Origin of the sequence: Streptomyces albidus (ex Kaewkla and Franco 2022) (assembly GCF_013870515.1) — a bacterium.
Classification (GTDB): Bacteria; Actinomycetota; Actinomycetes; order Streptomycetales; family Streptomycetaceae; genus Streptomyces; species Streptomyces albidus.
On record NZ_JACBXA010000018.1, the window covers coordinates 31628 to 48829 of the forward strand.

Consider the following 17202-nt stretch of genomic DNA (forward strand, 5'->3'; position numbering starts at 1 on the left):
CACGACGCCTTCGTCCCGTCACCCGGATTTGGGGCACCCGGCGCGCACGGGCGCCGGGTGCGTGTCTCACTTGCTTCGCCAGCCCGGCCGACCTGGCATCGGCGGGGTCTTGGTGCCGTAGAGCCAGTCCTTCATGAACCGCGTCAGATCCTTCCCGGAGATCCTGTTGACCAGCGCGATGTAGTCGTCCGTGGAGGCGTTGTCGTCGCGGAAGCGCGAGACCCATTCGCGTTGCAGACGGTCGAAGGCGGCGGCACCGATCTTCTCGCGGAGGGCGTAGAGGACCACTGCCGAACCGTCGTAGACGCTCTTGCGGAAGATGTCGATCTTGTTGCCGGGGCGGGCCGGGTGCAGTCGCGCCGGCGGTCCGAACTCGGTGCGCCAGGTGTCCGAGGTCCGGTAGGCCTCGCGCACCCGCGAGACCAGCGAGGGTCCGCCCCGCTCCGCTCCGTAGAGCCACTCGTACCAGGTGGCGTTGCCCTCGTTCAGCCACAGGTCGTCCCACTGCTCCGGGGTGACGCTGTCGCCGAACCACTGGTGCGCGAGCTCGTGCACCATGATCGATTCCTTGTACCAGTCGGGGACCGCCGGCACGGTGAACAGCCGCTTCTCGAAGAGGGAGAGCGTCTGCGTCTCCAGTTCGAAGCCGGTCTCGGCGTCGGCCATCAGGAGCCCGTAGGTCTCGAACGGATAGCGTCCGACCCGCTTTTCCATCCACTTCACCTGTCCCGGCGTCTTCGCCAGCCAGGGCTCCAGCGCGGCCCGGTCGCTGCGGGGCAGCACGTCGCGCAACGGCAGACCGTGCGGGCCCTTCGTGTGCCGCACGTGCGAGCGGCCGATCGAGACCTGCGCGAGCTCGGTGGCCATCGGGTGGGCCATCCGGTAGGTCCACACCGTCCTGGCGCCCTTGCGCGACTTTCCTGCCGGCCTTCCGCCTGCGGTCACCGAGAGCGCGTTCGGTGCGGTGACGTGGAAGGTGAAGGCCGCCTTGTCGGAGGGGTGGTCGTTGGCGGGGAAGACGCGATGCGCGGCGTCCGCCTGGTTTGCCATGGCCAGCCCGTCCTTGGTCCGGAGCCACCCTCCCTTACCGGGGTCGCCCGTGGGGCTGGTGTGCCGGACGTCGACGCGCAGCCGGTCGCCGCGCTTCGCGGGCCGGGCCGGGGTGACGACCAGGTCTTCCTTGACGCTCCGGTAACGGGCGGTCCGGCCGTTGACGCTGAGGGACTTCACCTTCCCCGAGGCGAAGTCGAGGTTGAAGCTCTTGAGCCCTGCCGGCGAGGTGACGACGGCGTCGATGACCGTACGTGCCTGGAGCGCCCGGGTGTTGACGCCCGAGTAGTCGAAGGAGATGTCGTAGGCGCGCACCTCGTATCCGGGGTTGCCGAGCTCGGGGAAGAGCCGGTCGCCCACGCCGAGTGCTTCCGGGGACGGCAGTCCGGCACCGACGAGTACGAGGACGGTGGCGGCGGCGGAGGCGCACGTGAGGGCACGGCGGCGGACCTGCCGCGCCGCTGCGGGGGGTGAGAGGGCCATGAAGCGTGCATATCAGCACATCTGCGGCGCCATGGGGGTGCCGCAGCAGCGGCACACTCGAAAGAAGTCAGCCTGCATCGGCTGCGGTGCAGCCGATCCGCCGACCCCCCGGACAGGGCGGCGAAAGGCTCAGCTCAGCGTGCGGGCAGGGGGCGCGTGGCGCGGGTGACGTCGTAGACGCCGGGGACGCGGCGCATGGCGCGCATCAGGTCCGGCAGCCCTGCCGCGTCCGGGAGTTGCAGCGTGTACGTGTGGAGGACGCGCTGCTCACGGGGCGGCTCGACATCGGCTGAGACGACCGCCGCGCCCTGCGCCGCGATGATCTCGGTCAGATCGGCGAGCAGGTGCGGGCGGCCCAGCGCCTCGGCGCGCAGCGTCACCCGGCATCCCGCGGCGCCCTGTTCCCAGCGCACAGGCACGGGGCGCCGCCCCGTGGACGTCATGCGGGTCACCGACTGGCAGCCGTCGCGGTGGACGGTGACGGTGCCGCCGCGGACCGCGAATCCGGTCACGGAGTCGGGCGGGACGGGCGTACAGCATCGTGCGAGCCGCACGACGGCGTGCGGGTCGTCGGCCACGACGGAGGCGGCCGAGTGCGGGACGCTCGCCTCGTGGGCGGCACGCGGGACGGTGCTCACGCTCGCCTCCGCACGCCCGTCAGCGACATTGGCGGCCGCCGACGCCGCCGGGGCGAAGGCCCGGTGCGGGCCCTCGCCGATCAAGGCGGTGCCCGCGCCGACTGTGGTCAACTCCGCCTCGGAAACGGGGGGATTGGCCGCAAGCCAGTGCCGGATGGCGATGCGGGCGGCCGGGGTACGGGCGTGCTGCAGCCACTCCGGCGAGGGGCCGGAGGGCGCGCTCGCGGCGGGCTCCAGGAACAGCTGGAGGGCGTCGCCGTCGCGCAGCACCGTGCTGAGGGCGGTCAGCCGCCCGTTGACGCGAGCGCCGATGCAGCGGTGGGCCGCCTCCCCGTAGCGCGCGTAGGCCGCGTCCACGCATGTCGCTCCGGCGGGCAGCGGGAGTGCGCCGCCGCTGGGCGCGGACGCGACTCCTGGCGAGGCGCAGTAGACGGTGATCTCGCGGTCCTGAGCGAGCTCGTCGCGCAGCTCCGCCCAGAAGGTCTCCGTGTCGGTGGCGTGGCTCTGCCACTCCAGGAGGCGCGAGAGCCAGCCGGGCCCGCCCGGCTCGGCGGCGCCCTCGTTCTCCGCGGCCTGGGCTCCGTGCGGATCGCCGAGCGCGATGACTCCGGCCTCCGCGATGCGGTGCATCTGCCTTGTACGTACGAGGACTTCGGCCACCCTGCCCTCTTCGTCCGCGAAAGCGGTGTGCAGGGACTGGTAGAGGTTGAACTTCGGTGCGGCGATGAAGTCCTTGAACTCGGCCACGATCGGCGTGAAGCAGGTGTGCAGCTCCCCCAGGACGGCGTAGCAGTCCGCGTCCTCCTCGACCATGATCAGCAGTCGCCCGAAGTCGCAGGGCCCCAACTCGCCGCGTTTCAGGCGCAGTCGGTGGACGGAGACGGTGTGCCGCGGCCGGATGAGGACCTGCGCGACGATTCCCGCCTCGCGCAGCACGTGCCGTACGGACGTCGCCACGCCGGTGAGGGGGTCGGGCTGCTCGACGTGCTCGGCGATCAACTCGCGGGCGAGCGCGTGCTCTTCGGGGTGGAGGATGGCGAAGACCAGATCCTCCAGCTCGGACTTGAGCGCCTGTACGCCCAGGCGCTCCGCGAGCGGAATCAGGACGTCCCGTGTCACCTTGGCGATGCGGACCTGCTTCTCGGGGCGCATGACGCCGAGGGTGCGCATGTTGTGCAGCCGGTCGGCGAGCTTGATCGACATCACGCGGACGTCGTTGCCGGTGGCCACGAGCATCTTGCGGAAGGTCTCGGGCTCCGCCGCGGCGCCGTAGTCGACCTTCTCCAGCTTGGTGACGCCGTCGACCAGGTAGCTGACCTCTTCGCCGAACTCCTTGCGCACCTGCTCAAGCGTGACGTCCGTGTCCTCGACGGTGTCGTGGAGCAGGGATGCCGTCAACGTGGTGGTCTCCGCGCCCAGTTGGGCGAGCAGCAGGGTGACGGCCAGGGGGTGCGTGATGTAGGGGTCGCCGCTTTTGCGCATCTGGCCGCGGTGCGAGGACTCGGCCAGGACGTAGGCCCGGCGCAGCGCAGCAAGATCAGCCTGCGGGTGGTGCGCCCGGTGGACCTTCGCGACGTGCTCCATGGCGTCGGGGAGGCCGTCGCGCCGGGGCGCCTGCCCCAGCAGGGCCGCGTGACTGAGCCTTCGCAGACTCCTCATGGGCACCTCCCGCTGACGCGATCCCCCGGCTGGGGCCCGGGTCTGCGATGGTACCGATCTCAGGACACGCTGATGACCGGGTCCCGCCCAGCGTGAAACGGATCACCTGATCGAGGGACGTTTGAGCGCACGGGAGTTCGCGAGGTTGCGCATGCGCCGACTGTTCTGACGGGACGTCCGGCCGGTGTTCGAGCCCTCGGGTCGAAGGCTCCGCCGTACTTACGCGTGCAGGGTTACGCGTGCAGCCAGACGGGGTCGACGACGCCTTCGGCGACGATCACGGCCGGTCCGGTCATCTCGACATCGCCGTCGGTCCGTTCGGTGATCACCAGCCGGCCGCCGGGCACATCGACGGTGTACGTCGCGGGAGCACCGTCGACCGCCGGGTCGAGGCCGTCGCGCCGCGCCGCCGCGACCATCACCGCACAGGCTCCCGTACCGCAGGAGCGGGTCTCACCGGAACCTCGCTCGTGCACCCGCATGGCGACGTGGCCAGGGCCGCGGTCGACGACGAACTCGACGTTCGTGCCATGCGGATAGGCCGCCGCCGGCTCCACCTCAGGAGCGTCCAAGAGGCGGCCGGCGTGGGCGAGTTCACCGACGAAGACGACTGCGTGGGGGTTGCCCATGCCGACGTGGAGCGCCGGCCAGTTGCGTTCGCCGACGCGCACGGTGACGTCGCCGCCGGGGATCTCGGCGGGCCCCATCGCGACGGTGATCTCTCCGCTGTCCTCGGCCAGATGCGTACGCCGCACTCCCGCCCTGGTGGCGACGGCCACCTCTCCGGCCTTGGCCAGCCCCGCGCGCTCGAGATAGCGCACGAAGACGCGCACGCCGTTGCCGCACATCTCCGCGACCGAGCCGTCCGCGTTGCGGTAGTCCATGAACCACTCGGCGTCCCCGGCCATGTGCCGCGCCTCCGGGTGAGCCGCCGAGCGCACCACGCGCAGCAGCCCGTCCCCGCCGATGCCCGCCCGCCGGTCGCACAGCCGCGCGACGGTCTCCCGGGACAGCTCGAGCAGGCCGTCCGGGTCGGGGAGGATCACGAAGTCGTTCTCGGTGCCGTGCCCCTTGAGGAACGGCACGGGCTGTGCGCTGGTCATGCCCTCGATCGTACGGGAGCGGGGGCGAGCCCCACCCGTCGAGCCCTCTGCGTCAGCGCAGCCTGGCGACGCGCCAGATCGCGAGGAGGGCGACGGTGCCGACGATCACCGCGTAGAGCAGGACCACCCGCCAGTCCGGGCGCTCGCCCGAGCCCCGGGCGGGCAGCCCCGGCCAGGTCAGACCCACTCGCCGGGCGGCCATCACGCCCCAGCCCGCCGCGCAGCTGCAGATCAGCAGGCCCAGCATCGAGACGACCGCGCCCGTGCCGCCGCCGGGCTCGAAGGCCAGGGGGAAGGCGAACATGAGCGAGCCGAGCGTGCCCAGCCCCACGATGGGGGCGAGCTGCCACAGCCGCAGCTTTCGCGGGGGGCGCAGTTCGTGTGGCTCGACGGAGCTCTCGTCGTCGGAGACGGAGGACGGATTCCCGTCCTCGGAGACCTCGGCCGGGTCCTCGTCGTCGGAGAAGTCGGCTGCGCTCACATCGTCCGCAGGGGGCTCGTCGAAATCTGTGGCGCCGTCGCCGTCGCCGCCGGTGTCCGGGCTGCCGTCGGCCACGGCTCCGCCGTTGCCGTTGGGGACGCGCCCCGCGGGATCGTCAAGATCCGCGAAGTCCTCGATGCGCCCGACGGACCCGCCGAGACGCTCGACTTCGTCGACTGCGGTCTCGTCATTGTCACGAGGGCCGGCCTCCATCGCCACCCGCCCTCCCAACTACGCCTGCAGGCTCCGAACGATGGTCGATGATGGCATGCCGGACTACCCGCGACCGACGCGCAGGGCGTCCCGATGCCATCACGTGATCAGGCTGTGACCGGCCGTTCCGCCCTCCAGAACGAACCTGGCGATCACCAGCACGGCAGCGTTTCGGTGCGGTCGCCAATGGGTGTCATCGGTCGTTTCCGGTCACCCTCTCACGGCCCGGAGACGGCCCTGAACAGCGGGAGTCCCCCGGGCCCCGGGCGTGCCGGGTGCGGGGTGGTGGCTCGATGACGCCTGTTCTCTTCGACAGACAACCCAGCACTCGCTCGTGGCCCTGTGGCTCCAGCCTGCCGTCCGTGATCAGGGCGAGTTCAGACGTCGGAGCGGGAGCGTCGGCTCCGGCGGGCTTCCCGGAGGGGTGCGCCGGCACGGTGCAGGCTCCCGAGCGCCTGCCGGTAGGACGTGAGGAGCCCCGTCTCCAGATACTCCACGCCCGCCTCTGCGCAGTACTGTCGGACGATGGGTTGCGCCTTGCGCAGCTGCGGACTCGGCATGCTCGGGAAGAGGTGGTGCTCGATCTGGTGGTTGAGCCCGCCCAGTGCGATGTCCGTGAACCACCCGCCGCGTACGTTGCGTGAGGTGAGCACCTGACGGCGCAGGAAGTCCGGGCGGCTCGTGCCCGTGATCGTCGGCATGCCTTTGTGGTTGGGGGCGAAGATGGAGCCCAGGTACAGACCGAAGAGGCACTGGTGGACCGCCAGGAAGAGCAGAGCCATGCTCGGGGGAAGCACCAGGAACAGCGCCGTCAGGTAGAGACCGAAGTGCGCGAACAGCATGGTCCCTTCGACTCCCCGCCGTTTCACTGACCGGTTCCGAAGGGCCCTGACTCCGGAGACGTGCAGGTTGAAGCCCTCCAGGGCGAGCAGCGGGAAGAACAGGGCGGCCTGTGAGCGCCCGATGAGTCGTGGCAGGCCCCTGGCGGTACGTGCCTGGTCCTGGGTCCACACCAGCAGGTCGGGGACGACGTCCGGGTCCAGCTCCTCGTGGTTGGGGTTGGCGTGGTGACGGGTGTGCTTGTCCTGCCACCAGCCGTAGCCCATTCCGATGCCCAGATTCCCGGCGATCCGTCCCACGCGGTCGCTCGCCCGGCGCCGGCGGAAGACCTGGCGGTGTGCCACGTCGTGTGCCACGAGGGCGGTTTGACCGAACACGAGCGCCAAGTACCCCGCCACCGCCAGGCTCCACCAGCTCTCGCCGACCACCAGGAAGGCTGCCCAGCCCAAGGTGTAGAGCGTGGCCACGAGCGTGATCCGCAGGGTGTAGTAGCCGGTCCGCCGGCGCATGAGACCCGCCGCCACGATCTGTTTCGACAACCGGGCGAAGTCACTGCCACCGGTGCGCGAGGCGGTGGCCGCCGCGGCGGGTGCCGCGACGGCGTGCGAAGTACGGGCGGACGGGTGCTCGGCACTGTCCAGGAGCCGGAAATCCTCAGGGGGGATGGACGGGTGAGCACTCATCAGATGCCTCCTCGGAGGAGGAAGGGGTCAGGGTCCGGGACGCCCTCCTGTGGGTTCAACAGTTGATCACGGGCAGCGTGCCGTCACTGGGAGCGGCTACGGCGCCGCCGCGCCGGGTGGCGGCCGCGACCGCCGTCACGGTTGTCGCGGCGAGCCCGTCCGCGCAGGACCGGAACGCGTACGGGGCGGATGCGACGGCCCTCCGTGGTCGGGCGCTCCTCGCCCGGCTGGTGATGTCCGTAGCGCATCGTCGCGAGCCGGCCCGCCTGTCTGTGGTGGAGCCGGCGGATGAAGATTGCTCCCAGGGCGCTCATCGCGAGGATGATGCCCACGGTGATGAGCGTGTCCATGGCTCTCACACCTCGCAGGCGTGGGCAGGGACGGGAGCGCTCCGCGAAGTGGCTGGGGCCACCGGAGCGGGTCCGCCGTCGGACTCCCACCGCTCTTCCCGGGTCCGCTGCTCCGCGCTCCGGATCCGGGCGGTGTCGTCGGCTGCGACGAGCGCGCTCGCGGTGAGGCGGAGCCCGCTGTCGGTTGCGGCGGCCATCAGTCGGGCAGCCGTGGCGGCGTTCGCCTGCGGAGGTATCACCAGCAGGTCCCAGCGGCCGATGCGGTAGGACAGGAGCACAAGCTTGTGCGGGTCCTGCTCCTCCTTGAACCAGCCGATCTTGACCACATGGCCGGTGACCGGTACCTCGCGGGGGATGACCGGCCAGTGAGTGGGGTTCACTGAAACTCGCGTGATGCGTCCCCAACGGCGGTCCAACACGTCTGTGAGTGCGGGGAGTTCACGCAGAAGATTGCGGGAGCGGGGCCACCAGGCACCGTCCAGGAGACCCCTCGGGGCGTCCTCTGCCTTCAGCGCGAGACGGACCGACGGCGTGGAATACGACTCGTGAATGAGCTGAGTGCGATCTGCGGTCACGTGCATGACGCGTACCTGACTCGGGCCGGGGAGCGGCCCGGTGTCTTCAATCGCCAAGAACGGCACCGGCATGAGAACCGGTGCGCGGAATGCCCTCGGTGTCGCCAGTCTACCCACCGCGAGGCTCAACCGGCCTGCCGCCGTCAACGCCAGGAGCAGAGCGAGCTGTTGACGGATCCAAGGGTGTCGATTCCCACCCTGACCGTCATCCGCCCACGCACTTGCAGCACTTGGTCAGGCTGTGACCGCTTCTTCCAGCAAGGCCAGGGCCTTCCCGGTCAGTTCCGCCCGGTCGGCTTCCGCGCCACTGAGCCAGTGCACGCGGGGGTCGCGACGGAACCACGAGTCCTGCCGGCGGGCGAAGCGCTTCGTGGCGCGCACGGTCTCCTCGCGCGCTTCCTGATCGGTGCACTCCCCCGCGAGCATCGCAAGCACCTGCTGGTAACCCAGCGCACGCGATGCCGTACGGCCCGTGCGCAGCCCGGCCGCCTCCAGGGCGCGCACCTCCCCCACCAGTCCCGCCTCCCACATGCGGTCGACGCGAGCGGCGATCCGCTCGTCCAGCTCGGGGCGGGCGACGTCGACTCCGATCTGGACCGTCTCGTAGACCGCCTCGTGCCCCGGCAGGTTCGCCGTGAAGGGGCGGCCCGTGATCTCGATGACCTCCAGCGCGCGGACGATGCGCCGGCCGTTGCTGGGCAGGATGGCGCGGGCGGCCCCCGGATCGGCCTCCGCCAGGCGCATGTGCAGAACCCCCGAGCCGTGCTCTGCGAGCTCCTCCTCCAGGCGTGCGCGTACGGAAGGGTCGGTGCCCGGGAAATCCATGGCGTCGATGGCGCCCCGCACGTAGAGCCCCGAGCCGCCCACGAGGACGGGCACCCTGCCCTCGGCGAGGAGCCTGTCGATCTCGGCGCGGGCGAGCCGCTGGTACTCGGCGACGCTGGCGGCGACGGTGACGTCCCAGATGTCCAGCATCTGGTGCGGGACGCCCTCACGCTCCTCGGGCGTGAGTTTCGCCGTACCGATGTCCATGCCGCGGTAGAGCTGCATCGAGTCCGCGTTGATCACCTCACCGCCCAGGTGCCGGGCGAGAGCGACGCCGAGATCGGACTTCCCGGCAGCGGTGGGACCGACGACGGCGACGACCGGAGGGGCACTGCGGGGGGGCGGGGAGGGGGATGCGGCGTTCACGTGATCAGTGTCGCAAACCTCCCGCAGGCCCTCGAACCCCGAATGAGCGACGTGACGCTCACCCTCCGGGGTCGTTGCCTGTTGCGAGGGTTCCAGAGCCGATTTCCGGGACGGTGCGGGGAGGCGCTGCTTCCCCAGGGCGCCGGATCGCGGCCGCGTTAGTAAGGTCAGGAGTGTAGATATGGGCGTCTTTGCAAGACTTCTGCGCCGTTCTTCCGGCACACCGCGGGAGCCGGCCGCCGGCGCCGCCACGGCCCCTGAGGCCGCGGCGGGCGAGAAGGCGAAGGAAGAGGAGGGCAAGGCGGCGACAGCCGGTACCGGGGACGGTTCCGAGGCTGAGGACGTCGGCATTCCGAAGCAGCAGTCCGCCGAGGAAGCAGCCGACAGCGAGGCCGCGGACGACGCCCGCAAGTGAATGCCGCATCAGGCACACCGGACAGAAGGAAGGTGGCCACCATGGGCTTCATGGACAAGGTCAAAGGGATGCTGAGCCAGCACAGCGACAAGATGACCAAGGGTCTCGACAAGGCCGGTGAGATGGCCGATACGAAGACCAAGGGCAAGTACAGCAACCAGATCAAGACCGGTACCCAGAAGGCCAAGGATCAGGCCGACAAGCTCAGCGGCAAGGAAGGCGGCGAAGGCCGCGGAGGCAAGGGCCACGGGAAGGGCCCCGGCGGGTCCTGACGCTCCGCCCGGAGTACCTCCGCGACCGGCCTGAAGGCCGTGCGTCGCACAAGAGGGCGTGTGCCCACCGGATCACCGGTGGGTACACGCCCTCAGGCGTCTCGCACCCGGGGAAGGTTCAACAGCCTTGCGTCACAGGCGGGTTCGTCGGGTCAGGACCAGCTCGCGACGAGATAGCCCACGCCGTACGGGGCCTCGTCGTAGAGGAGGCGCCCCTGGAGGCCGCCCGTCGTCGCGGACGCCGCTCCCGCAAGCACCTGCCAGCAGGAGCGGCCGGACGCGCCGAGTTCGTACGCCAACTCCTCGTCCAGCGCCAGGAGTCCGCCCGCGTCGGCGGCGGCGAGGGCACGGGCGGCCTGCCGGTCGAAGGCCACCGCGCGGTCGTCGAAGTAGCCCGGGGCCTTGAGGGTGCGGCAGTTGGTGCCGTCCCCCATCACCAGCAGGGCCACCCGTTCGGCACCGGCGGCGAGTTGACCACCGGTCTCCTCGCAGCGCTCCCTGCTCAGCGGCTCGCCGACGCCGAGACCCTCGACGGGGGCGGCGGTCCAGTCGGCACGGGTCAGCAGCCATGCTCCGACGGTCAGGGACGAGGGCAGCGGATGCGCGTCAGGCGGTGCGTCGCCCTTGCCGAGGCTGACCTCCAGATCGACCCCGTAACCCAGCAGGGAGCCCCGCGCGCCCTGCGGATGCGTACCGCGGGCGGCTTGATCGGCGGGACCGATGACGACGAGGCGGTCGGGGCGGGCGTCGGCGAGGGCACCGAGTGCGTCGTCACAGGCGGCGCGGGCGGCGTCCATCTCATGGGCCGCCCCTCCCGCGACCTCGGGTACGAGCAACGGCGGGCTGGGGCATACGGCGGCGGCGACAAGCATGGCGCGCAGCTTAACGCCGCAAGTCGCTCTGCGTAACCGCGCGATGCACACTCTCTTCGGCTCGTGCCCGGGTCCCGGCGGAGCGAGTGGCCGAGATCGGCCGGAGAGCGGTTCAGCGCTTCTGCGAGGCGCTGTCGTGCACGAGTTCGGCCACGGAGAAGCGCAGGTGGAACGTCTCGGTCGCGCCCTTGACGAACACGATGTAGCCGTCGATCGTCTCGTAGATCGTCCGCCGCTTCGCGATGCGGGGATGCTCGGGACGGTGGGTCTTCGCCCGCTCCAGGAGCCGGGCCATGGCCTCCTCGCGGGTGCCCTCGAAGTCACCCAGCGGGAAGGCCTCCCAGCGGCGGTCCCGAAGCCCTCCGGTCTCCTCGACTATCAGCCCCCACGTCGGCACACGCGCCCCCTCATCGTCCGTCGGGTACATCGCGTGCCGGCGCCGTGCTGGCCTGCGCACCCCTGTTCACGCGTCAGCAGACGCTACAGCCACCCGCGTCGGCGGGCACCGGTTCGGGTGCGCCGACGGTCGGCAGCCCCAGCATCACGCCCTGCTGCGGCGCGCTCGGCGCGGCCTGCCGCGCCTCCCACGCGTCGCCCGCGCGGGTGCGGCGCACGCTGGTCGGGGGGCCCTCCGCGAGCAGGTGGTGCGGGGCGGCGTACGTCACCTCGACGGTGACGGTGTCCCCGGGCCGTACCGGCTCCTCGGGACGGGCGAAGTGCACCAGCCGGTTGTCGGGGGCGCGGCCGGACAGGCGCCTGGTGGCGTCGTCCTTGCGGCCCTCCCCCTCGGCGACCAGCAGCTCCAGGGTGCGGCCGACCTGCTTCTTGTTCTCCTCCCAGGAGATCTCCTCCTGGAGGGCGACGAGGCGTTCGTAGCGTTCCTGGACGACCTTCTTCGGGATCTGCCCGTCCATCTCGGCGGCGGGCGTCCCGGGGCGCTTGCTGTACTGGAAGGTGAACGCCTGGGTGAAGCGCGCCTCGCGCACCACGTGCAGCGTCTCCTGGAAGTCCTCCTCGGTCTCGCCGGGGAAGCCCACGATGATGTCGGTCGAGATGGCGGCCTCCGGCATCGCGGCGCGCACGTTCTCGATGATTCCGAGGAACCGCTCCTGCCGGTAGGAGCGCCGCATCGCCTTCAGCACCCGTGACGAACCGGACTGGAGCGGCATGTGCAGCTGCGGCATCACGTTCGGCGTCTCGGCCATGGCAGCGATCACGTCGTCGGTGAAGTCCCGCGGGTGCGGTGAGGTGAAGCGGACCCGCTCCAGTCCCTCGATGCGTCCGCAGGCGCGCAGCAGCTTGCTGAACGCCTCCCGGTCGCCGATGTCCGAGCCGTAGGCGTTGACGTTCTGACCGAGCAGCGTGATCTCGGTGACGCCCTCGGCGACGAGCGCCTCGACCTCGGCGAGGATGTCGCCGGGCCGGCGGTCCTTCTCCTTGCCGCGCAGCTGCGGAACGATGCAGAACGTGCAGGTGTTGTTGCATCCGACCGAGACGGACACCCACGCGGCATAGGCGCTCTCGCGCCGCGTCGGAAGCGTCGAGGGGAACGCCTCGAGCGACTCCACGACCTCGACCTGCGCCTCCTCCTGGATGCGCGCACGCTCCAGAAGGACGGGCAGCTTGCCCACGTTGTGGGTGCCGAAGACCACGTCGACCCAGGGGGCCTTCTTCACGATCGTCTCGCGGTCCTTCTGCGCGAGGCAGCCGCCCACAGCGATCTGCATGCCGGGGTGGGCGGCCTTCTTCGGCGCCAGCTGCCCGAGGTTGCCGTACAGCCGGTTGTCCGCGTTCTCCCGCACCGCACAGGTGTTGAAGACGACGAGATCCGCGGTGGCCCCGCCGTCCTTGTCCCCGGGCGCGCGCACGTAGCCCGCGTCCTCCAGCAGGCCCGCCATCCGCTCGCTGTCGTGGACGTTCATCTGGCAGCCGAACGTCCGCAGCTCATAAGTCTTCGCAGTCATCTCAGTCGACCAGGGTACGCGCTCACCGGTGGCGTTCGCGCCCCGCTCGCACCGGGCTCCGGCCCTCTGCCGGCGCCCCGGGTCAGCGGTCCTCGGAGCGGTTCCGGTCCGCCCTGGCGAGAGCCAGGGGGAAGGTGACTCCGGTCAGTTCCTCGGAGAGCGTCCACAGGCGCCTGGCGGCGTCCGCGTCGCGGGCGGCGGCGCTCTTGGCGGCAGGTGCGGGGTGACCGCGGCTTTCCATGGGACCGCCCGGCCCGGTGTAACTCGCGCCCGGCAGCTGCTGAGTCGCCGCGAAGAGCGTCGGCAGGGCGCCCATGTCGTCCCGCTGTGCGACCAGGCGGTTCGCGACGGCCATCACGGCCTTCTCGGCCTTGTTGGTCGTGTGCCCCTGCAAGTTGGTGGCCGCGTAGCCGGGATGGGCGGCGTGGGCGCCGATCTGCGTGCCCGCGTCCTCCAGACGACGGGAGAGTTCGAGGACGAAGAGGAGGTTGGCGAGCTTCGACTGCCCGTACGCACGCCAGCGGCCGTACCCCTTGCGGGAGTTGAGGTCGTCGAAGGAGATCCGCCCGAAGCGGTGCGCGGAGGAGGCGACGCTCACCACGCGGCCGGTGATGTGCGGCAGCAGGAGATTCGTCAGGGCGAAGTGGCCGAGGTGGTTCGTTCCGATCTGCATCTCGAAGCCGTCGGCTGTGCGGCGCTCGGGTATCGCCATCACGCCCGCGTTGTTGATCAGGATGTCGATGGGCCCCTGCCACTGCTCGGCGAAGGCGCGTACGGAGGCCAGGTCCGCCAGGTCGAGCCGGCGTACCTCGGTGCTGCCGCGCACCGTCGAGGCCGCTGTCTCGCCGCGGGTCACGTCACGTACGGCGAGTACGACGTGGGCGCCGGCGCCGGCGAGCTCGCGTGCGGTGACCAGGCCGAGTCCACTGTTGGCGCCGGTGACGACGACCGTCCGGCCCGACAGGTCGGGCAGTTCTTGCGCTGTCCATGCGGGAGTGTTCATGACCCGGAATGTAGTCACTGCCTACAATGCTGTCAATGACTACATTGCCGAACGGGAACGCCCAGCCGCCTGACCTGGGACGGTCGAGTAATCTGCAGCCCATGCCTGCTCGCCCCTACCACCACGGGAACCTGCGCTCCGCCCTGCTCGCGCGGGCCGAGCAGACCGTCCGCGAGCGCGGTACGCAGGCACTGTCCCTGCGTGAGCTGGCGCGCGAGATCGGCGTCAGCCACGGCGCCCCGCGGCGCCACTTCAACGACCGCCAGGCGCTTCTGGACGCCCTCGCCGAGGACGGCTTCGTACGGCTCGGCCGTGCCCTGGACGAGGCCGTACGGGACGCGGGGCCGGGATGCACCCCCCAGCTCCAGGCCCTCGCCCACACCTACGTGGCCTTCGCGACGCAGCACGCCGCGCTGCTCGAGCTGATGTATGCCGGCAAGCACCGCGAGGGCGCCGAGCACGTGTACGCCGCGGCGGAGCAGGCCTTCGCCGTCTCGCTGACGGTCATCTCCGAAGCGCAGCAGTCCGGCGAGCTCGTCCCGGGCGACCCGGAGCCGCTCGCTCAGGTCTCCCTCGCGACGCTTCACGGGCTCGCCGCCATGGCGAACGGCGGGATGCTGGACGGCGAGGACCTACAGGTCGTGGTGACCGACGCCATGGAAATGCTGCTGTCCGGGCTGAGACGACGCTGAGCCGCAGCCCTCGCCCCTCGCGTCCAGGGCTCCGGACTGGCACGATCACCGCCATGTTCAGCTTCCGCCGATTCGCCCACAGCCTCGGCGCCCGCCCCCGGCGGTCCGTCGTGCGCGCCGCCGCAGCAGTGGCAGTCGTGCTCGGGCTGCTGGCGTGGTGGCTCGTGCCGGGCGGCAGCTCCTCCCCCAGCGGCACGGTCTCCTTCGCCACCGGTGTGCCCACGGGGGTGTACGCCCGCTACGGCAGTCTCCTCAAGGAGCGGCTGCATCGCGAGATGCCCGATGTCGACCTGCGCCTGCTCCCGAGCCAGGGCTCCGTGCAGAACCTGGACATGGTCTCCTCCGGCAAGGCCTCCTTCACCATCGCGGCGGCGGACGCGGTCGCCACCTTCCGCGACGACAAGGAGCCGGGCGCGAAGCAGCTGCGCGCGTGCGCGCGGCTCTACGACGACTACATTCAGCTCGTCGTTCCGGCCGGGTCGAGCGTGCGCAGCGCGAAGGACCTGAAGGGCCTCCGGGTGGGCGTCGGGCAGGAACGCTCGGGCGTGAACCTCATCGCAGGCCGCCTGCTGCGCGCCGCCGGACTCGACCCCGACAAGGACGTGCGTCCCGTACGCGCCGGCATCGACCGCATGCCGGACCTGCTGGAGAAGGGAAAGCTTGACGCCTTCTTCTGGTCCGGCGGACTGCCGACGACGGCGATCGAGCGGCTGGCCGGGAAGACCAACATCCAGCTCGTCCAGCTCGGCGACCTCGTGGAGAAACTCCACGCCCTGGACCCCGAGACGCGCTACTACCGCGCCGCCGTGATGCCGCCCGACGCCTATCCGGCCGTGCAGCAGGGCGAACCCGTCAAGACCGTCGCGGTGGCCAACCTGCTGGTGACGACCGACCGTACGGACACGGCCCTGACGGAAGGCATGACGCGGGCGGTGCTCAACAGCCGCGACCAGATCGGCGACAAGGTGCACGCGGCGCAGAAGGTCGACCTGCGTACGGCGATCTACACGGCGCCGCTGCCGCTGCACACCGGCGCCAGCCACTACTACCGGTCGGTCAAACCCTGAGCGTGGCCTGCCGGTTGAGCAGCAGCCGGACGGCTGTCGACAACCTGAGAAGGACCCGTTACACGCAAGTGTCCAACTCTTCCCGACCGTTGCCGGTCCCACTGTGTGCAGACCTGACCTCTCGCACATCCACTCGGCCCGAGCACTGCTCGGAGCCGGAGGCCGGGCGCAACGAACCGGAAAGGGACACACACATGCGGAGACACATCCTGCCGTTGGGAGTCGTGGCGGCGGTGGCGACAGTGGTCGCGCTGACGAGCACGTCCTCGTACGCCGCACCGGCGAAGCCCGGCGCCGCGAAGACCACCGCGCAGGGCGCTGCCGCGAAGGCGGCCGCGGGGAAGACCGCCGACGTGGACGGCGACGGCTTCGAGGACCTGACCGTCGGTGCGCCCGAAGCCACCGTCAAGGGCCACGCGAAGGCCGGCTACGGCTCGCTGACCTTCGGCTCCAAGTCCGGTATGAGCGTGGGCCGTCACCAGGGGTTCACCCAGTCCCGTCCGGGAGTGCCCGGAACACCGGAGGCGGGTGACAAGTTCGGCTCGTCCATCGCGGCCGGCGACATGGACGGCGACGGCTACGCCGATGTCGTCGTGGGCGCCAGCGGCGAGGCCATAGGCGACGTCAAGGGCGCCGGATCGGTGACGATCATCTTCGGCTCCGCGACGGGACTCTCCAGCAAGGCCATCGCCTTCCACGCCCCGTCCGTGAACGCACGGGAGGGCTTCGGACGGCGGCTGAGCCTCGGCGACTTCAACAAGGACGGGCTCCAGGACCTGGCCACCGTCGAGGGAACGAAGATCGACGTCGTCCACGGGGCCAAGAACCTGCGCTCCACCCCGACGCCGAAGATCAAGGCGTACACCCCGCCCGGCGGCGGCGCGGGCACCGGCCGCTTCTCCGCGGGCGACGTCGACGGCGACGGCTACGCGGACCTCGTCACCGTCGCCTACTTCGACGACCCGGCAGACGAGGGCACCCTCGGCGTGCTGCGCGGTTCCAAGGACGGGCTCGACGGCGCCCTCGGCAAAGGCATCGGACTCCCCTTCGCCGGCTACAACGCGGTCGTGGGCGACGTGAACGGCGACGGCAAGGACGACGTCGTCATCGACACCGGCTTCTCCGACGGCCCCGACGACCACCAGCTCCGCACCTTCCCCGGCACCACGGACGGCCTGGACGCCGCCGGAGCCGTGGCCTGGCAGGGCGAGCCGCAGAACGGCACCGCCGAAGAGCTCGCCGACATCGACGGCGACGGCTTCGACGACGTCCTGATCGCCGACAGCTCCGCCCCGGACAGCGACGGCATCAACAACGCCGGCGCACTCTCCGTCGTGCGCGGCAGCAAGAGCTGGCTCACCGAAACCGGTGCGCAGAACATCTCGCTCGACACCGAGGGCGTCATGGGAGTCGCCGAGGGGAACGACCAGTTCGGCTCCGCTCTCGCACCGGCCGACTTCAACGGCGACGGAACCGCGGACCTGGCCGTGGGCGCCCAGGGGAAGTGGCTCGGCACGGGTGCCGTCAGCACCGTCTACGGCAGTGCGGACGGACTCACGGGCGACGGCTCGATCCTCTTCGGGCCGGACTCCTTCGACTATCCGTCGGTCAAGTCCCGCTTCGGCGCCGCGCTTTCGACGCGCCCTGCTTC

Annotated in this window: 17 protein-coding genes; 5 read left to right on the forward strand and 12 right to left on the reverse strand. The window is 70.8% G+C overall.

Features of this window, described 5'->3' with window-relative positions:
• Positions 1 to 66: 66 nt before the first annotated feature.
• From H5J26_RS05570 to miaA, 8 genes are all read right to left on the reverse strand, one after another.
• Positions 67 to 1533 (reverse strand): M1 family metallopeptidase, encoded by a 1467-nt coding sequence (locus H5J26_RS05570; protein WP_181764565.1) that lies wholly within the window; start codon positions 1531 to 1533, stop codon positions 67 to 69.
• A 134-nt stretch (positions 1534 to 1667) separates the two neighbouring features.
• The gene (locus H5J26_RS05575; protein ID WP_181764566.1) at positions 1668 to 3830 is read right to left on the reverse strand and encodes a RelA/SpoT family protein; all 2163 of its coding nucleotides are present in this window, start codon (positions 3828 to 3830) and stop codon (positions 1668 to 1670) included.
• Between the two features lie 233 nt (positions 3831 to 4063).
• Entirely contained in the window at positions 4064 to 4933 is an 870-nt protein-coding gene (gene dapF / locus H5J26_RS05580; RefSeq protein WP_181764567.1) for a diaminopimelate epimerase, read from the reverse strand.
• Between the two features lie 52 nt (positions 4934 to 4985).
• A complete protein-coding gene (locus H5J26_RS31285; protein WP_181764584.1) occupies positions 4986 to 5489 on the reverse strand; it encodes a hypothetical protein in 504 nt (167 codons plus the stop codon).
• A gap of 515 nt (positions 5490 to 6004) precedes the next feature.
• A complete protein-coding gene (locus H5J26_RS05590) occupies positions 6005 to 7150 on the reverse strand; it encodes a fatty acid desaturase family protein (protein WP_181764568.1) in 1146 nt (381 codons plus the stop codon).
• An 83-nt stretch (positions 7151 to 7233) separates the two neighbouring features.
• Positions 7234 to 7500, reverse strand: a complete 267-nt coding sequence (locus H5J26_RS05595; RefSeq protein ID WP_181764569.1) for a hypothetical protein — start codon at positions 7498 to 7500, stop codon at positions 7234 to 7236.
• A gap of 5 nt (positions 7501 to 7505) precedes the next feature.
• Positions 7506 to 8147 carry a DUF5994 family protein gene (locus H5J26_RS05600; RefSeq protein WP_309237791.1) on the reverse strand — a complete coding sequence of 214 codons (642 nt, stop codon included), beginning with the start codon at positions 8145 to 8147 and terminating at the stop codon, positions 7506 to 7508.
• Positions 8148 to 8309: 162 nt separating this feature from the next.
• Complete coding sequence (miaA, locus tag H5J26_RS05605; protein ID WP_181764571.1) at positions 8310 to 9266, reverse strand: tRNA (adenosine(37)-N6)-dimethylallyltransferase MiaA; 957 nt, start codon at positions 9264 to 9266, stop codon at positions 8310 to 8312.
• A 181-nt stretch (positions 9267 to 9447) separates the two neighbouring features.
• On the opposite strand from miaA, the gene H5J26_RS05610 reads away from it, so the two are divergent.
• Together H5J26_RS05610 and H5J26_RS05615 are read left to right on the forward strand one after the other, a co-directional pair.
• The gene (locus H5J26_RS05610) at positions 9448 to 9681 is read left to right on the forward strand and encodes a hypothetical protein (protein WP_181764572.1); all 234 of its coding nucleotides are present in this window, start codon (positions 9448 to 9450) and stop codon (positions 9679 to 9681) included.
• A 50-nt stretch (positions 9682 to 9731) separates the two neighbouring features.
• Positions 9732 to 9953, forward strand: coding sequence for an antitoxin (locus H5J26_RS05615; protein WP_309237792.1), 222 nt, complete (start codon positions 9732 to 9734; stop codon positions 9951 to 9953).
• Between the two features lie 152 nt (positions 9954 to 10105).
• Here H5J26_RS05615 and H5J26_RS05620 read toward each other — a convergent pair whose 3' ends face one another.
• From H5J26_RS05620 to H5J26_RS05635, 4 genes are all read right to left on the reverse strand, one after another.
• Positions 10106 to 10825, reverse strand: a complete 720-nt coding sequence (locus tag H5J26_RS05620) for a class III extradiol dioxygenase subunit B-like domain-containing protein (protein WP_181764574.1) — start codon at positions 10823 to 10825, stop codon at positions 10106 to 10108.
• Positions 10826 to 10937: 112 nt separating this feature from the next.
• Entirely contained in the window at positions 10938 to 11222 is a 285-nt protein-coding gene (locus tag H5J26_RS05625) for a hypothetical protein (RefSeq protein WP_181764575.1), read from the reverse strand.
• A 73-nt stretch (positions 11223 to 11295) separates the two neighbouring features.
• On the reverse strand, positions 11296 to 12789 hold the full coding sequence (gene miaB / locus H5J26_RS05630; protein ID WP_181764576.1) for a tRNA (N6-isopentenyl adenosine(37)-C2)-methylthiotransferase MiaB: 1494 nt from the start codon (positions 12787 to 12789) through the stop codon (positions 11296 to 11298).
• Positions 12790 to 12871: 82 nt separating this feature from the next.
• Positions 12872 to 13792, reverse strand: a complete 921-nt coding sequence (locus tag H5J26_RS05635) for an oxidoreductase (protein ID WP_181764577.1) — start codon at positions 13790 to 13792, stop codon at positions 12872 to 12874.
• Positions 13793 to 13893: 101 nt separating this feature from the next.
• Between H5J26_RS05635 and H5J26_RS05640 the strand changes: the two genes are divergently transcribed.
• The 3 genes from H5J26_RS05640 to H5J26_RS05650 form a co-directional block, all read left to right on the forward strand.
• Positions 13894 to 14484 carry a TetR/AcrR family transcriptional regulator gene (locus H5J26_RS05640; protein WP_181764578.1) on the forward strand — a complete coding sequence of 197 codons (591 nt, stop codon included), beginning with the start codon at positions 13894 to 13896 and terminating at the stop codon, positions 14482 to 14484.
• A 53-nt stretch (positions 14485 to 14537) separates the two neighbouring features.
• Positions 14538 to 15551: a TAXI family TRAP transporter solute-binding subunit gene (locus tag H5J26_RS05645; protein WP_181764579.1), complete on the forward strand. Its 1014-nt coding sequence runs from the start codon at positions 14538 to 14540 to the stop codon at positions 15549 to 15551.
• A 194-nt stretch (positions 15552 to 15745) separates the two neighbouring features.
• Positions 15746 to 17202 (forward strand): FG-GAP-like repeat-containing protein (locus H5J26_RS05650; RefSeq protein WP_181764580.1); only part of this gene is annotated, 1457 nt, incomplete at its 3' end.

Bases quoted from the DNA above. Each gene is read 5' to 3' on its own strand.
- H5J26_RS05645 (WP_181764579.1), top strand. From the start codon at position 14,538: ATGTTCAGCTTCCGCCGATTCGCCCACAGCCTCGGCGCCCGCCCCCGG.
- miaB (WP_181764576.1), bottom strand. From the start codon at position 12,789: ATGACTGCGAAGACTTATGAGCTGCGGACGTTCGGCTGCCAGATGAAC.
- H5J26_RS05620 (WP_181764574.1), bottom strand. From the start codon at position 10,825: ATGCTTGTCGCCGCCGCCGTATGCCCCAGCCCGCCGTTGCTCGTACCC.
- H5J26_RS05600 (WP_309237791.1), bottom strand. From the start codon at position 8,147: ATGCCGGTGCCGTTCTTGGCGATTGAAGACACCGGGCCGCTCCCCGGC.
- H5J26_RS05615 (WP_309237792.1), top strand. From the start codon at position 9,732: ATGGACAAGGTCAAAGGGATGCTGAGCCAGCACAGCGACAAGATGACC.
- H5J26_RS05590 (WP_181764568.1), bottom strand. From the start codon at position 7,150: ATGAGTGCTCACCCGTCCATCCCCCCTGAGGATTTCCGGCTCCTGGAC.
- H5J26_RS05635 (WP_181764577.1), bottom strand. From the start codon at position 13,792: ATGAACACTCCCGCATGGACAGCGCAAGAACTGCCCGACCTGTCGGGC.
- H5J26_RS05610 (WP_181764572.1), top strand. From the start codon at position 9,448: ATGGGCGTCTTTGCAAGACTTCTGCGCCGTTCTTCCGGCACACCGCGG.
- H5J26_RS05575 (WP_181764566.1), bottom strand. From the start codon at position 3,830: ATGAGGAGTCTGCGAAGGCTCAGTCACGCGGCCCTGCTGGGGCAGGCG.
- H5J26_RS05640 (WP_181764578.1), top strand. From the start codon at position 13,894: ATGCCTGCTCGCCCCTACCACCACGGGAACCTGCGCTCCGCCCTGCTC.
- H5J26_RS05570 (WP_181764565.1), bottom strand. From the start codon at position 1,533: ATGGCCCTCTCACCCCCCGCAGCGGCGCGGCAGGTCCGCCGCCGTGCC.
- dapF (WP_181764567.1), bottom strand. From the start codon at position 4,933: ATGACCAGCGCACAGCCCGTGCCGTTCCTCAAGGGGCACGGCACCGAG.
- H5J26_RS05595 (WP_181764569.1), bottom strand. From the start codon at position 7,500: ATGGACACGCTCATCACCGTGGGCATCATCCTCGCGATGAGCGCCCTG.